Raw genomic sequence first — 12,776 nt, 5'->3', positions numbered from 1 at the left:
TGGTGAGGGCGTCTTTTCTTTACTCGTAGTAGCCCACGGTGTCCCTTAACTGATCAGCGAATTCATAGATGTCGTCTAATGAGTTAATGGGGTGGCGTGTCTCATTTTTATCTTTGTCGAAAATACCGATGTATTTTTGTGAACGGTTGAAGTGAAGCCGGGTGATCGGTTTCCGGTTGTTGTCGTCTAGTAAAATCCCAAAATAACTCTGCGTATCTCGGTGGATGACACGTTTGGAGTCCACAGTGGTACGGACAATAGCTTTGACTATGTGGAAACCTTCCAACTCATCCATTGTGGTTTGAATGCGATCTTCTGCGCTATCCGCGGACTCACTCTGCGTTTCGGTAACAACCTTTTCAGCAGGGGTTGGGTAAGAAACACCACTCATGGCTGACTTCAGGCGATCGTTGATCTGGTCATTCAAAAATTGAGAGGCTGCCTTGCGAGTCAGCAAACTGAACTGCTCTCTTACTTTTTGAGTTATGACACCATCGTAGACGCGTGAGGCGAAGAATTTTATGAAGTCATCGTCAGGTTGGCTGAATTGTGACGCGATGACCCGTTTGATCTGCCCGACGTACTTGAGCTCTCCTGCCGCATTGATTATTGAGTCAACGTCGAAGGCTGATTTTGTAAGTTTCTGCAGCTCCGGGATAACGTGCTCATCAATATCAAGAAGGTCGATTTCCAAAAATGGCTTTTCATCCATTTTGTTCGGTGCGTCAAGGTCTGTGAAGAAGCGGTAATGCCGCCCATTCGTCAGTATTGAAATTCTGGCCGTTGTGACGTGGAAGTAACGGAATAATTGGCTCGCATGGTTGATGTTGAGGGGCTCGCCTATTTTCTTCGTTTCGATGAGGATCTGTATTTCACCATCTTTCAAGATGGCGTAATCAATTTTCTCACCCTTCTTTGTGCCCACGTCACAGACGTATTCTGGAACAACCTCGGACGGATCGAAAACGTCGTAGCCCAGGACGGAGTGGATAAAGGGCATGATGAATGCCGTTTTAGTAGCTTCTTCAGTTTGAATGCTCGAAGCCAGTTGGTTGACCTTGGCGGCCATCGCGTTGAGACGTTCTACAAATTCCATTTGCGCTCCAGTGCGTGCTCGCCCATCCGGGCGGTAGAGGCAAGACGCTACTATGGTGGATCAGCTTGCCGCTACTGTCGTTTCATCCATGCTGGATACCCGAACAGGCAGGTGAAAGCACAATTTAGCTGCCTGAAAGTTAATCCTAAATCCGCAGAACGATCAGATTTTCCTCATTGCTTGTAGTCCATTTCCGAATCATCCTTTTGCCCCTCCTCAGCCATTGCTACGGTTTTCTCAGCAATCTAGGCTCCTTCGGTCGTTGCCAATTCAACGACCAGGTCTGCAAGCCTGTGTGTGATAGGAAGCCTAGCGCTAACCGCTATGCCGCCGGCGTATGTCTGTGGCTGATTTATGGCGGTTGTGTGTGGGTGGCCCTCGGGCCAGCCGGGTTTTCTCCTATTGCCCCGGTCTTGCAGCCCTGCACACGACCGCCACCATTACTTGCAAGGTAGTGAATGGCGGCATCTTCCAAGCAAAGGGAGCAGTGCCATGTTGAAGATCGTCCCCGATCCACCGCCATCCAATCCTTCCCCTCATCACCTTGAAGACACCCTGATCCAGGCCACGGAATATGTGCGTTGCGCCCTGATCGTGGCCCATCAGTCGGTGCTGGCCTCACATCCGCATTCGCTCGGTGCAACGCTGGCGCTGACGGCGGTGCACGAGATGGAAACCGTGCGCGCGCTGCTGGACTCCGCGTTAACGCAGGTGCAGGTGCCAGTTCAGGTGCAGACACACCATTGAGTTTGCGCATCTCGCGTGGAATGTAGTGGTTGAAGTGGGCATGTCTGGCGATGATTGACGTTGGCTGCGTGGGTGGCCGCGCTGGCGCTATCGCGGGGCAAGCCCGCTCCCACAGAGGTGCAGTTCCCAGAGCGACAGCGCAGCTCTAAGGTCCGTGCGATCTTCTACAGATGCCGTGCAGTTTTTGGGTCGCTGGTCAGGCCAGGGCCGACGGCTATGGCACGGACTGAGTGGAAGCAGGTATATGCAGATGCTTTGGACAAAGGGTGGCGTGGGGGGGCGGCTTGAACTGCGTTGGTACGTCATCCAGGCTTTCCAGGCGCCAGGCCATGGAGGGAGACAGGTCGTAGTGCATATCGACGACCCAGAGCCAGTTCTGCTTGAGCAGGTCATGTACAGATTTGTACCCAGCCTTCAATTGCTGGATCTGTGAGGGGCTTGCCGGGGTGACCAGGTAGCGAATCAGCTGCTCTTCCCGGTCTTCCTCGCTTTCGTACCAGAAATATAGGAGGACACCGCTGCCAAGCGTGGTGAATATCTTGGGGCCGTCGAAGTCGTAGAGGACCTCCACAATGTGCCAGCCCCTCAAACGACTGTGTGCAGATAGGGGGCGAGGCAATGGGCCACATCATGCTCAAGTCTCCGTCATAAAGAATGGAAGGCTGTACTTGACGTTCTTCAGCGGTCACCAGGTATGCGGGGGGGGGGGCTGATATTGTCGGCGTCTGGAGAGACGTTCTGTGGCTTGGATCGTGTCTGGCATTCTAGGTCCATGGGCGTAGTGCGTCCTTGTAGCATCTTTGCCGAAGTCTGTTCGCATGCCTGATGCATCGGACATGACTGTAGATTCAAATGGATGAGACTGGGGCTGATCTGAGCGTCAGAATCTCTCTCTTCGTTGTAGGGCATTTCCGTGCCGCTGCTGGCGCCATCGTTATCCCGCAATGACGCTGCATGGTTCCGATACTCACCAATGGATTGCGCAGGCCTCACCTAGGCGAATGAAGTGGCAGCTATGGCATGATGTCCGGCCCCGCACGCGATAGACGCCTGCCATGAAAGGAATACTCAGATGCCCTCGACCCCACCCAACGGCCTGCCGGTCTATCGCCTGATCACCGGCAAGGACGATGCCAGTTTCTGCCAGCGCATTTCCGAGATCCTGGCCTTGGGCTATCAGCTTTATGGTTCGCCCAGCCTGACCTTCGATAGCAGCAAGGGATATGTAGTGGCTGCGCAGGCGGTGCTGTGGCCGGTAGCCAGGGACTGAGACGGATGGATGCCGCAATCCGCCTGCGCCGGGCCATGCCCGACGACGCTGATGAAGTTGCCGTCCTGGTCGCAGAGGCCTACAGCCCCTACATCGCGAGGATCGGTCGGGTACCTGCGCCGATGCTTGATGACTATCGGCAAGTCGTGCAGGACGACGAGGTGTTCGTTGCCATTCAAGACACGCGAATCGTCGGGGTGCTGGTGTTGCGCCAGGAGGGCAGTGTGATGCTGCTGGTCAACGTCGCGGTGCTGCCGGACTGTAAAGGGCAGGGGATTGGCAGGCGGTTGATGGCGTTTTGCGAGGAGCATGCCCGTGCAACAGGTTGCATGGCCGTTCGGCTCTACACCCATGAGCGGATGGTGGAGAACATCGAGATTTACAGGAAGGCGGGCTATCGCGAGACGCATCGGGCGACAGAGGATGGGTTTGCCCGGTTATTTATGAAAAAGACTATTTTGTTGCCCTGAGGGGTAGGCCTTTTAGGGAAAATGGGCGCTATGGCTATAGACCGAGTGAGGGCCGCAAGGTGTCCGCCGCAAGCCTTGCAGCGCCTATCAGATCGAGCGCCGCCCGCGCGGCGCATCGCGGCGCAAGGCCGCTCCTACATCTGTTTCGGGCCAGTCAATCCTGTGCCATTACCTGGGCCGCCTTGTTGGCACGACGCGGTTTCAGTGTAGGCATCGTTGCCTTCTCACCTGTCTCAAGGCATGCGCCAAGGCGGGCAACCATGGCCTGACAAGTTCGGTACGTTGCAACAAATGTAGGAGCGGCCTTGCGTCGCGATGCGCCGCGCGGGCGGCGCTCGATCTGATAGGCGCTGCAAGGGTTGCGGCGGACACCAGGCAGCCTGAAGCCCCCGCAAGGAGCAGCTACGCTTGCGTGCTATAGGTCACGCAAGGCCAGGGAGCTGCCTGATGAAACGCCTGTACTACCTGCTGTTGTCGCTGCTGTTGCTGATACCCGCCGCCATGGCCGACGACGCCGATGGCACAGCACCTGTCGCGGCGCAGTTGACGGTAGCCAATCGCACGGTCTTCACCTTCCACGCCAGCGTGCTCGGCGAACCCCCGGCGGTGCGTGCGCAGCGCGCCCGGGCGGTGGTCGACGAGGCCCTGCGCGGTGCCGAGGGGCTGCAGGTGAGGGTCGATCCGATGATGGACAGCCAACTGGTCCTGATCGGTGACCGGCGCGCCTTCATCGTTGCCCCGCAGGACCTGCCGGGCGGCTCGGGCGATACCCGGGCGGCGGCCGAACAGGCCGCCGTGGTGCTGCGCCAGGTGGTGGACGAAACCGGCGAGGCGCGCAGCCTGCATTTCCTGTTCGTGGCCCTGGGCTACTCGCTGCTGGCCACGCTGATCTACGTCGCGCTGCTCAAGGGCGCCCATGTTGCCCGGCGCAAGCTCACTGGCCTCTTGCCCAGGCTGATGCGCAACCGCGCCTACCAGCTCAAGGTGGGGCAACTGCCGTTGTTCGACATGCAGTACGTCTATGCCCTGGTCGACCGCTTGCTGCGGCTGTTCTACTGGCTGCTGGTGGCGCTGTTCAGCTACCAGTGGCTGAGCTTCGTGCTGTCGCGATTCCCCTACACCCGTCCTTGGGGCGAGAGCCTCAACCTGCACCTGCTCGACCTGCTGCGCTACCTGCTCGACGGGATCGTGCATGCCATCCCGGGCATCGCCGTGGCGATCACCATCTTCTTCATCGCCCGTGGTATCAGCAGCTTCAGTCGCCGCCTGCTGGAGCGCCTGGCGCGCCCCGGCAGCGTGCCCTGGCTGACCGGCGAGACCCTGCAACCGACCACGCGCCTGACCTCCCTGGCCATCTGGCTGTTCGCCCTGGTGATGGCCTACCCGTACCTGCCGGGCTCGGGCACCGATGCGTTCAAGGGCTTGTCGGTGTTGCTGGGCCTGATGATTTCCCTGGGCGCCTCCAGCGTGGTCGGCCAGGCGGCGGCGGGGTTGATCCTCACCTATTCGCGCACGCTCAAGGCCGGCGAGTACGTGCGGGTCGGCGAGCACGAGGGGACGGTGACCGAGGTGGGGATGTTCAACACCACCATCCGCACCGGGCTGGGCGAAGTGCTGACCTTGCCCAACTCGATGATCACCGGTTCCGTGACCCGCAACTATTCACGGGCGGTGCAGGGGCCGGGGTATATCGTCGATACCGTGGTCACCATCGGCTACGACACGCCCTGGCGCCAGGTGGAGGCGATGCTGACCGAGGCGGCACGGCGCACCGACGGCATCCTCGCCAGCCCCAGGCCGCAGGTGTTCCAGACCGGGCTGTCGGACTTCTACCCGGAATACCGCCTGGTCGCCCAGGCGGTGCCGAGCGAGCCGAGGCCGCGGGCGGAGCTGCTGAGCCTGCTGCACGCCAATATCCAGGATGTGTTCAACGAATACGGCGTGCAGATCATGTCGCCGCATTACCTGGGCGACCCGGCACAGGAGAAGTGGGTGCCGCCCGAGCGCTGGTACAGCGCGCCGGCGCAGGCGCCGGATGCGCCCGGGGAGTGAGACCAGCGGCGCCGTTACAAAGGGCGCCGCCGATTCAGGGTTTGGCTATCAGGCCACCGCCTCGCGACTGGCACTTGCCGCCTTGGTGTGCCAAAGGGTCGGCACCATGAATGCGATTGCCAGCACGCACGCACTCACCAGCAGCACGAAGCCGCCGTCCCAGCCGAAGTGGTCGACGGTGTAGCCCATCGCCGCGCTGGCTGCGACCGAACCGCCCAGGTAGCCGAACAGGCCGGTGAAGCCGGCCGCGGTGCCGGCGGCTTTCTTCGGCGCCAGTTCCAGTGCCTGCAGGCCGATCAGCATCACCGGCCCGTAGATCAGGAAGCCGATGGCGAACAGCGCGATCATGTCGACGGTCGGGTTGCCCGGTGGGTTGAGCCAGTACACCAGGGTGGCGACGGTCACCAGGGCCATGAACACGATGCCGGTCAGGCCGCGGTTGCCGCGGAAGATCTTGTCGGACATCCAGCCGCACAGCAGGGTGCCGGGGATGCCGGCCCACTCGTAGAAGAAGTAGGCCCACGAGGTGGTGTCGACGCTGAAGTGCTTGGCTTCCTTCAGGTAGGTTGGCGCCCAGTCGAGCACGCCGTAGCGCAGCAGGTAGACGAACACGTTGGCCAGGGCGATGTACCACAGCAGTTTGTTGCGCAGCACGTACTCGACGAAGATCTGCTTGGCGCTGAATTCCTGCTCGTGGCTCTCGTCGTAGCCTTCCGGGTAGTCGTTCTTGTACTGCTCGACCGGCGGCAGGCCGACCGATTGCGGGGTGTCGCGCATGGTGGCGAAGGCGAACACGGCCACCAGCACCGCCACGGCGGCGGGCACGTAGAAGGCGGCGTGCCAGTCGTTGGTCCAGCCCAGGCCCAGCAGGAACAGCGGGCCGATCAGGCCGCCACCGACGTTGTGGGCGACGTTCCACACCGAAACCACGCCACCGCGCTCCTTCTGCGACCACCAGTGCACCATGGTCCGGCCGCTCGGCGGCCAGCCCATGCCCTGGGCCCAGCCGTTGATGAACAGCAGCACGAACATGATCGTCACGCTGGACGTGGCCCAATGCGCGAAACCGAAAATGAACATCACCCCGGCCGAGATCAGCAGGCCGAAGGGCAGGAAATAGCGCGGGTTGGAGCGGTCCGAGACCAGGCCCATGAGGAACTTGGACAGGCCGTAGGCGATGGCGATGGCGGAAATCGCCACGCCCAGCTGGCCGCGGGTGTAGCCCTCTTCCTCGATCAGGTAGGGCATGGCCAGGGAGAAGTTCTTGCGCAGCAGGTAGTAGCCGGCATAGCCGAAGAAGATCCCGGCGAAGATTTGCCAGCGCAGGCGGCGATAGGTGCTGTCGACGCGCTCGTCGGGCAGCGGCGCCTGGTGCGCGGCAGGGCGGAAGAAGGCAAACATGTGAAGCTCCCAACTTGTTATAGGTATGCGAAAACGAATTTTACATTTTCGTTACAGAAAAAATATCTGTTTCGCGGGGAGCAGGTGTTGTTTTGTGAAAATTGCCGTGTTTCTCGACGACAGGTTGATGGCAGATACCTGACACGAATAATGGCAAATGGCTACAGGCTGATCGGAAGTGAACCACTTTTCCGGCTCGACTATGGATAGAAGAGCCGAAACACATGGATATTCACGTAACGCAAGCCGAGCCCACCAGCACCGCCCCCCGCGACACGCAACTGCCCATCCTGCACATCACTACGGACCACTTCCGTGCCTGGCGCCTGGCGGCCGATGTGCTGTTCAGCACGGCGGCCAGCACAGGCGATGCCTTCGCTGTCTCGCTCGAGGTCTTTCATTTCCAGCGTTTTTTGTTGTGCCGTGGTTACCTGGAGGGCGCCCGCTATGATCGTGACGCGCACCGTCTGGGCGGCTGCGACCTCGATCACTATGTGCTGCACCTGCCGCTGCAGCGTGGCCTGGCAGCTGGCAATGGCATACGCGTACGGGCGCGGGATGTGGTAGTGCTGGACCTGACACAGCCGGCGGCTTTTGCCATGGCCGGCGGCGAAGGCCTGAGCCTGGTGATACCCCGTACCGCGCTGGGGCACCCCACATGGCAGTTGCATGGCCTGCGCCTGGGGCGGGAGAGCACGATGGGGCGCCTGCTCGCCAGCCTGCTTTTGTCGCTCGCCACGGCCGCGCCACAATTGACCCAGGAGCAATTGGTACATCTTGGCCAGCCGCTGGTGGGGGTGATCGGTGCCTGCCTGATCAGCGCGGCAGCCTGCAGCCAGGTCAAGGCCATGCCCACACAGGGCGACCTCGGTCGCCGGGCACGCAGTTACATCGAGCGCAATTTGCAGCGCAACGACCTTACCCCGACGCTGCTGGCCAAGGCCATGGGAACCTCGCGCAGTCAGTTGTATCGGGCATTCGAGCGATTCGGCGGGGTGCGCCACTACCTGCTGCAACGGCGCCTGCGCCGCTACCTGCAGGCGTTGGGCGAGCCCGGCAATGCCGGGCGGCGCATCGGCGATCTGGCCTATGACCATGGTTTCACCGACGAGGCGCACTTGCGCAAGGTGTTCCGCAAGGCCTTCGGCCTGTCTCCCCGCGCGGCGCGTACCGCCTTGCAGCGGGGCGAGCTGGCCTGCGCGGATGCGCGGGTTGGCGAGCCGCCCTCGATGGCGCGTTGGCTACGCGAGTTGGCCAGTCATTGATTCGGGACGGCTGACCCTGTTTTCGGGACGCACGCCCCCGGACACCCCCCGGGCCCATCCGTAATCTGGGCTCACCTGGTAACCCAACCATCCATCCAACCCGGTGCCGTCGTCAGGGCCTGAACCCTGCAACGCGTGGGGCATACCGAAGCCACCCGGACGGCATCGGCACCGCATGAGACAAGGAGCGTCGGTCGTGGCGAATCAATCCCTCCATCACCTCATCCAGAGCATCGCCGGCGCGGTCGCCGAGGCGCAGGACAAGATCCAGCGCTTCCAGGTATCGACGGTGCGCCAGTACTTCGACGAGGACAACCGGCCGGTCAGCATCGATGTGCGCCTGCCGTCCCATTCGCCCGAGGCGAGGGACGGCGAGGAGCGCGTGGTACGGGTCCCGCTGCTGTCGCTGGTGGGGGCGCGGCTGATGGCCGTGAAGGACATGGAAATCTCGTTCGAGGTAGGGCTGAACGCCGATGACGGCTCGGCCGCGAACGTCGGCCCGGCGACTGCCGGTGATGACGACTCGGGCTGGCCGAGCGAGACCCACAAGGCTCTGAACGTCGACCTGGGCGTTCGCCGCAATGGTGAAGGCGGGCCGCTGGCGCGCGTCACCCTCAAAGTCGAAACCCAGCCCCCTTCGGAGGGGATGGCTCGGCTGCTGCAAAACCTCGATAAATTGATCTAGGAGAAACACAAATGGCTAACTTCTCGATGGGTGACCAGTTCCGCGGCCTGCCTATGGGCGACCTGATCGGCGGTCCTCTCACAGCCGCTTGCGACGCCCAGGTCCGCCTGGCCAATGCCACCGCCGACTTCATCAAGGTGATCGGCTTCCTGCCTGACCCCAACAACCCGACTGACCCCAACGCGGTGGGGGATGTGCGCACGGTCAGCTTCCGCTTCGACCGTCCGTCCACCAGCAAGCCCGATGACGGCACCATCCCGATGGAACGGGTGGAGCTCGAAGTCCCGTTGCTGGCGGTGGTCAAGGTGCCGAACCTGTCGATCAACAAGGTCGACATCACCTTCGACATGGAGGTGAAGAACTCCGAGCAATCGCGCGAAGCCACCGACGCCCAGGCGGCGATGTCGGCGGAGGCCAGCGTGGGCTGGGGGCCGTTCAGCGCCAAGGTCAACATCTCCGGCTCGGTGTCCTCGCACAAGGAGAACACCCGCTCGACCGACCAGTCGGCCAAGTATCACGTCGAGGTCCACGCGGCCGACGACGGTATGCCGGAAGGGCTGGCCCGGGTGCTGGACATGATCTCGCAGTCGGTCGCGCCCAAAGCCATCACCCAGCAGTAAGCGGTGATCGGCCCAACGCCAGCCCTGTGGGCGTGTGAGCGCTAGCCAGGGGTTGGCCGTCAGACTTTTCCGGAAAGGAGTTCCGTGATGTTCGATCTAACGGACGTGGGATATGTGAAACGCATCGTCGTCGGCAGCACCGATCCGGAGAAGCTGACGTCGCACGAGCTGATCCAGGCGCAGACCGCGTTGCTCAACCGCTGCCTCAGCGAGCCGCCCAAGGGGCGCATCGTCGGCATCGAGAAAACCTTCAACCTGCTCAACATCGGCGAGCACCAGGTGGTGCTGCAGTCACTCATCTACCACGTGGGCTTCGCCCGTCGGCCGTTCTGGCTGGCCGACGAACAGGAGGCCTCGTGATGAACCACTTCGCAGAGTTCGTCCACGCGCTGGGCGGCGCCGTGCAGTGCGCGCGGCAGGCCACCGGGCAACGCTGGCCGGGGATCCGGATCGCAGAGATGCAGGTGGTGCTGGCCGCCACCCTCGAGCCCGGCGATGCGCCGGGGAGGCTGGCACTGCGTGTCGGTCGCGCGCCACGGCGCAATGAAACCTTGCATGAGCTGAGTATCAAGGTGCCCGGCGATGCCGGTGAGGCGATTGTCGTTCGCCTCGATGGCGAGCTGTTCGGCCACTACGGGAGGCCCGGTGATGGCCAGGCCGACTGAGCGCTCGATGCGTTTGCTGCTTTCAACCCAGGAGACCCGAACCATGCGCACGATTCTCAAGAACAAACCAGGCCAACCGGCTCGGATGTCCATCGGCAAGCGCGTGCTGTGCGCCATTGGCGCAGCCGCATTGTCGGCGCTGGTGGCGTTGGGGGCGATCCAGCCCGACCTGGCCCTGGCCATCGCCAAGTGGGCGGGGCTGGTGCTGGCGTTCTGAACCCATGAATCACCCAACAAGGAGAGTCACCATGAGACATCTGGCAACCGCACTGGCCGGTGCCCTTGCACTGGCCGGCCTGGGATCGGCGTGGGCCGACGAGTACCAGGGCACGCTCAAGGACAACGGCACCAACGTGCCGGTGCTGCTGAACATCGATCCTGGCGCAGGCTTGGGCAAGAACGCCGGCAAGGTGCGCTTCGGCGCCGGATGGGCGTGCGATTTCGCCCTGGAGTTCAACGGCGCGGATGGGCCGGAGCGCAGCTACAGCCTCAAAGGCGGTGGGGCGGGCCGTTGCGGACCGCTGACCCTGGGCTACCTGCAGAGTCGCCAGGGCAGTGATGGCCTGCAGATCCAGTTGTTCACCCAGGCCAACAAGCTCGCCTACAGCGCCACCCTGGTGCCGCCCGCCAGGTAGCCGCCACAACCAACCGTCATCCATTCGCTTCGCCTTCAAGGCACGGCCTGGCCGCTGCCCCACGGGGAGCGGCTTGCCTGAAAAAAGGAGCTGACCATGTGCATCACCAACACCGTAGGGGCGGGCGGCAACAACGCCCCAGCCGATGTGCGCAGCCTGCAGCTGCTGCTCAACCTCAACAGCGGTCAACGCGGCTTCAGCTGCGCGCTTGGCATCGATGGCCTGTGGGGGGGCGGCACGCGCAGTGCGCTGGACACCTTCCAGCAGATCATCGGCAGCCCGCAGGGCAAGCCGGTGGCGCCGGGCGATGCGACCCTGGCCGCCTTGCGCGTGGGCCTGCCCGGTGGGCTGGTCGCGCCCAAGTTGTGGCTGGCGCTGATCAATGCCAGCGGCGCACGTATCGATGCCTTCCACCAACCGGTGCTCGACGTGCTGACCCGCTACCGCATCGACACGCCGCTGCGCATCGCCCACTTCCTTGCCCAGATCGCCCATGAGAGCGGCTGCCTGCGATACACCGAGGAGCTGGCCTCCGGGAGTGCCTACGAGGGCCGCAAGGACCTGGGCAACCTGCAACCGGGCGACGGGCCGCGCTTCAAGGGACGCGGGCTGATCCAGCTGACCGGTCGCGCCAACTACCGCCAGTACGGCCAGTACTGCAAGCGCGATTTCGAGAGCAAGGACGATCCCTCCCTGGTCAGCAGCGACCCGGCCCTGGCGGTGGACGTCGCCGGTTGGTTCTGGGCGAACCGCAAGCTCAACGACTGGGCCGACAAGGATGACCTGCGTGAGGTCACCCGCCGCGTCAATGGCGGTTTCAACGGTCTCGACGACCGCGCCGCGTACCTCGCCCGGGCCAGGTGGCTGCTGATCGGCTGAACTCCATTCCCCCTTTTCGCCGGCAGCGGCGGAACCCGAGGACAACAACGTCCTGTCACCGTAAAAAAGGAGCTTCATGATGAAAAAGACTTTCGTATTCCCACATGCACGCGCCGCGCTGGCTGGGTTGGCGGTCATCGGCAGCCTGGCGTTCAGCCTGGTGCCGGTGGCGTCCGCCCAGGCCGCCGTGGCATGCCCACAGCCCAACTCGGGCGGCGTGCCGGCGGTCAATCAACAGCATGTGTTCTGCGGCGAGGTGGCCAACAACCGGGCCAAGGGCTTCCACAGCAGGCCTGGCGGACAGTTGCCCGCCACCGTGGCCTTCACGGCGGCGACCACCAATACACCGGTCGGGCCGGCCGGGATCTATGTCCTGCGCAGCTTCAACATCACCCAGAACGGCGTGACCGCGAGCAAGTCCATCTCCACCATGTTCCCGGACAGCTGCTCGCAAGCCAATGTGGTGGCGGCCATCCAGAATGCCTACAACAACCGCACCTCGCTGAACGGCAACGAGTTCCGCGGACCGTCGGGGGCTCATTGCGTGGCCGGCAACCCTGGCGCATCGTTCAACATCGTCGGTTATCTGAATGGGGCTGGCACGGTGGTGACCACCGCCTATCCTGACTACTGATCCTGCGTCACCCTCACCAGGGCCGGGCATCATGCCCGGCTCTTCCGTATCCCTGGCAAAGGAGCATGCTCATGTCCAACCCCCGCCCCCCAGGCCTGCAGCAGTTCCTCGACGACGAGGTGACGGCCGTGGCACTCGAGCACTTGCTCGAGAAGGCCCTGGCCGCACGTCGCAACCGGATGGTGGAGGCCTACAGCGGCAACGCCTACCACGTTGCCTTCGAAGAGGACGCCGTGCTGATCGAACACCATTACAGGGAGGACTGGCCTGCGGTGCGCCTGCCTTTGGACAGTTTCATCGAGACCCTGCAGGGTTGGCAGCCGAAGGCGCGCTACTGAAACCCTGCGTCGGGCCGGC

At 62.5% G+C, this 12,776-nt stretch carries 17 protein-coding genes; 14 read left to right on the top strand and 3 right to left on the bottom strand.

What is annotated here, in order from left to right:
- Positions 1-19: 19 nt before the first annotated feature.
- Positions 20-1,096 (bottom strand): type I restriction endonuclease, encoded by a 1,077-nt coding sequence (locus K2O50_RS17350; protein ID WP_050706458.1) that lies wholly within the window; start codon positions 1,094-1,096, stop codon positions 20-22.
- Between the two features lie 492 nt (positions 1,097-1,588).
- Here K2O50_RS17350 and K2O50_RS17345 point away from each other — a divergent pair, with 492 nt between their 5' ends.
- A complete protein-coding gene (locus K2O50_RS17345; RefSeq protein WP_050706457.1) occupies positions 1,589-1,843 on the top strand; it encodes a hypothetical protein in 255 nt (84 codons plus the stop codon).
- A 214-nt stretch (positions 1,844-2,057) separates the two neighbouring features.
- Here the strand turns inward: K2O50_RS17345 and K2O50_RS17340 are convergent, their stop codons facing one another.
- Entirely contained in the window at positions 2,058-2,414 is a 357-nt protein-coding gene (locus K2O50_RS17340; RefSeq protein WP_050706456.1) for a hypothetical protein, read from the bottom strand.
- Positions 2,415-2,915: 501 nt separating this feature from the next.
- Between K2O50_RS17340 and K2O50_RS17335 the strand changes: the two genes are divergently transcribed.
- The 3 genes from K2O50_RS17335 (at position 2,916) to K2O50_RS17325 (ending at position 5,635) form a co-directional block, all read left to right on the top strand.
- Positions 2,916-3,113, top strand: coding sequence for a DUF1737 domain-containing protein (locus tag K2O50_RS17335; RefSeq protein ID WP_050706455.1), 198 nt, complete (start codon positions 2,916-2,918; stop codon positions 3,111-3,113).
- A 5-nt stretch (positions 3,114-3,118) separates the two neighbouring features.
- Entirely contained in the window at positions 3,119-3,583 is a 465-nt protein-coding gene (locus K2O50_RS17330) for a GNAT family N-acetyltransferase (RefSeq protein WP_050706454.1), read from the top strand.
- Between the two features lie 447 nt (positions 3,584-4,030).
- The gene (locus tag K2O50_RS17325; RefSeq protein ID WP_050706453.1) at positions 4,031-5,635 is read left to right on the top strand and encodes a mechanosensitive ion channel domain-containing protein; all 1,605 of its coding nucleotides are present in this window, start codon (positions 4,031-4,033) and stop codon (positions 5,633-5,635) included.
- Positions 5,636-5,683: 48 nt separating this feature from the next.
- On the opposite strand, the gene glpT is transcribed toward K2O50_RS17325, so the two are convergent.
- The gene (glpT, locus tag K2O50_RS17320) at positions 5,684-7,036 is read right to left on the bottom strand and encodes a glycerol-3-phosphate transporter (protein WP_050706452.1); all 1,353 of its coding nucleotides are present in this window, start codon (positions 7,034-7,036) and stop codon (positions 5,684-5,686) included.
- A gap of 224 nt (positions 7,037-7,260) precedes the next feature.
- On the opposite strand from glpT, the gene K2O50_RS17315 reads away from it, so the two are divergent.
- From K2O50_RS17315 to K2O50_RS17270, 10 genes are all read left to right on the top strand, one after another.
- Positions 7,261-8,301: a helix-turn-helix domain-containing protein gene (locus K2O50_RS17315; RefSeq protein WP_052896032.1), complete on the top strand. Its 1,041-nt coding sequence runs from the start codon at positions 7,261-7,263 to the stop codon at positions 8,299-8,301.
- Positions 8,302-8,497: 196 nt separating this feature from the next.
- Positions 8,498-8,986 carry a DUF2589 domain-containing protein gene (locus tag K2O50_RS17310; RefSeq protein ID WP_050706451.1) on the top strand — a complete coding sequence of 163 codons (489 nt, stop codon included), beginning with the start codon at positions 8,498-8,500 and terminating at the stop codon, positions 8,984-8,986.
- Positions 8,987-8,997: 11 nt separating this feature from the next.
- Positions 8,998-9,606 carry a DUF2589 domain-containing protein gene (locus K2O50_RS17305; protein WP_050706450.1) on the top strand — a complete coding sequence of 203 codons (609 nt, stop codon included), beginning with the start codon at positions 8,998-9,000 and terminating at the stop codon, positions 9,604-9,606.
- 87 nt (positions 9,607-9,693) lie between these two features.
- Positions 9,694-9,966, top strand: a complete 273-nt coding sequence (locus K2O50_RS17300) for a hypothetical protein (RefSeq protein ID WP_050706449.1) — start codon at positions 9,694-9,696, stop codon at positions 9,964-9,966.
- A complete protein-coding gene (locus K2O50_RS17295; RefSeq protein ID WP_050706448.1) occupies positions 9,966-10,271 on the top strand; it encodes a hypothetical protein in 306 nt (101 codons plus the stop codon). Before K2O50_RS17300 ends, K2O50_RS17295 begins: the two co-directional genes overlap by 1 nt.
- Before the next feature lie 43 nt (positions 10,272-10,314).
- Entirely contained in the window at positions 10,315-10,488 is a 174-nt protein-coding gene (locus tag K2O50_RS17290) for a hypothetical protein (protein ID WP_256206015.1), read from the top strand.
- A 31-nt stretch (positions 10,489-10,519) separates the two neighbouring features.
- Positions 10,520-10,906: a hypothetical protein gene (locus K2O50_RS17285; RefSeq protein ID WP_050706446.1), complete on the top strand. Its 387-nt coding sequence runs from the start codon at positions 10,520-10,522 to the stop codon at positions 10,904-10,906.
- Positions 10,907-11,002: 96 nt separating this feature from the next.
- On the top strand, positions 11,003-11,785 hold the full coding sequence (locus tag K2O50_RS17280; RefSeq protein WP_050706445.1) for a glycoside hydrolase family 19 protein: 783 nt from the start codon (positions 11,003-11,005) through the stop codon (positions 11,783-11,785).
- Between the two features lie 79 nt (positions 11,786-11,864).
- Positions 11,865-12,419 (top strand): EndoU domain-containing protein, encoded by a 555-nt coding sequence (locus K2O50_RS17275; RefSeq protein ID WP_050706444.1) that lies wholly within the window; start codon positions 11,865-11,867, stop codon positions 12,417-12,419.
- A gap of 71 nt (positions 12,420-12,490) precedes the next feature.
- Positions 12,491-12,757, top strand: a complete 267-nt coding sequence (locus K2O50_RS17270) for a hypothetical protein (protein WP_050706443.1) — start codon at positions 12,491-12,493, stop codon at positions 12,755-12,757.
- Positions 12,758-12,776 lie beyond the last annotated feature (19 nt).

The organism is Pseudomonas sp. 2hn, assembly GCF_019646095.1.
Taxonomy (GTDB): Bacteria; Pseudomonadota; Gammaproteobacteria; order Pseudomonadales; family Pseudomonadaceae; genus Aquipseudomonas; species Aquipseudomonas peradeniyensis.
Note: the sequence above shows the minus strand (reverse complement) of the source record. Positions and strands in the feature narration are given on the sequence as shown.

Coding starts and splice junctions, on each gene's coding strand:
- K2O50_RS17350 (WP_050706458.1), bottom strand. CDS start 1,096: ATGGAATTTGTAGAACGTCTCAACGCGATGGCCGCCAAGGTCAACCAA.
- K2O50_RS17345 (WP_050706457.1), top strand. CDS start 1,589: ATGTTGAAGATCGTCCCCGATCCACCGCCATCCAATCCTTCCCCTCAT.
- K2O50_RS17335 (WP_050706455.1), top strand. CDS start 2,916: ATGCCCTCGACCCCACCCAACGGCCTGCCGGTCTATCGCCTGATCACC.
- K2O50_RS17330 (WP_050706454.1), top strand. CDS start 3,119: ATGGATGCCGCAATCCGCCTGCGCCGGGCCATGCCCGACGACGCTGAT.
- K2O50_RS17325 (WP_050706453.1), top strand. CDS start 4,031: ATGAAACGCCTGTACTACCTGCTGTTGTCGCTGCTGTTGCTGATACCC.
- glpT (WP_050706452.1), bottom strand. CDS start 7,036: ATGTTTGCCTTCTTCCGCCCTGCCGCGCACCAGGCGCCGCTGCCCGAC.
- K2O50_RS17315 (WP_052896032.1), top strand. CDS start 7,261: ATGGATATTCACGTAACGCAAGCCGAGCCCACCAGCACCGCCCCCCGC.
- K2O50_RS17305 (WP_050706450.1), top strand. CDS start 8,998: ATGGCTAACTTCTCGATGGGTGACCAGTTCCGCGGCCTGCCTATGGGC.
- K2O50_RS17300 (WP_050706449.1), top strand. CDS start 9,694: ATGTTCGATCTAACGGACGTGGGATATGTGAAACGCATCGTCGTCGGC.
- K2O50_RS17295 (WP_050706448.1), top strand. CDS start 9,966: ATGAACCACTTCGCAGAGTTCGTCCACGCGCTGGGCGGCGCCGTGCAG.
- K2O50_RS17290 (WP_256206015.1), top strand. CDS start 10,315: ATGCGCACGATTCTCAAGAACAAACCAGGCCAACCGGCTCGGATGTCC.
- K2O50_RS17285 (WP_050706446.1), top strand. CDS start 10,520: ATGAGACATCTGGCAACCGCACTGGCCGGTGCCCTTGCACTGGCCGGC.
- K2O50_RS17280 (WP_050706445.1), top strand. CDS start 11,003: ATGTGCATCACCAACACCGTAGGGGCGGGCGGCAACAACGCCCCAGCC.
- K2O50_RS17275 (WP_050706444.1), top strand. CDS start 11,865: ATGAAAAAGACTTTCGTATTCCCACATGCACGCGCCGCGCTGGCTGGG.
- K2O50_RS17270 (WP_050706443.1), top strand. CDS start 12,491: ATGTCCAACCCCCGCCCCCCAGGCCTGCAGCAGTTCCTCGACGACGAG.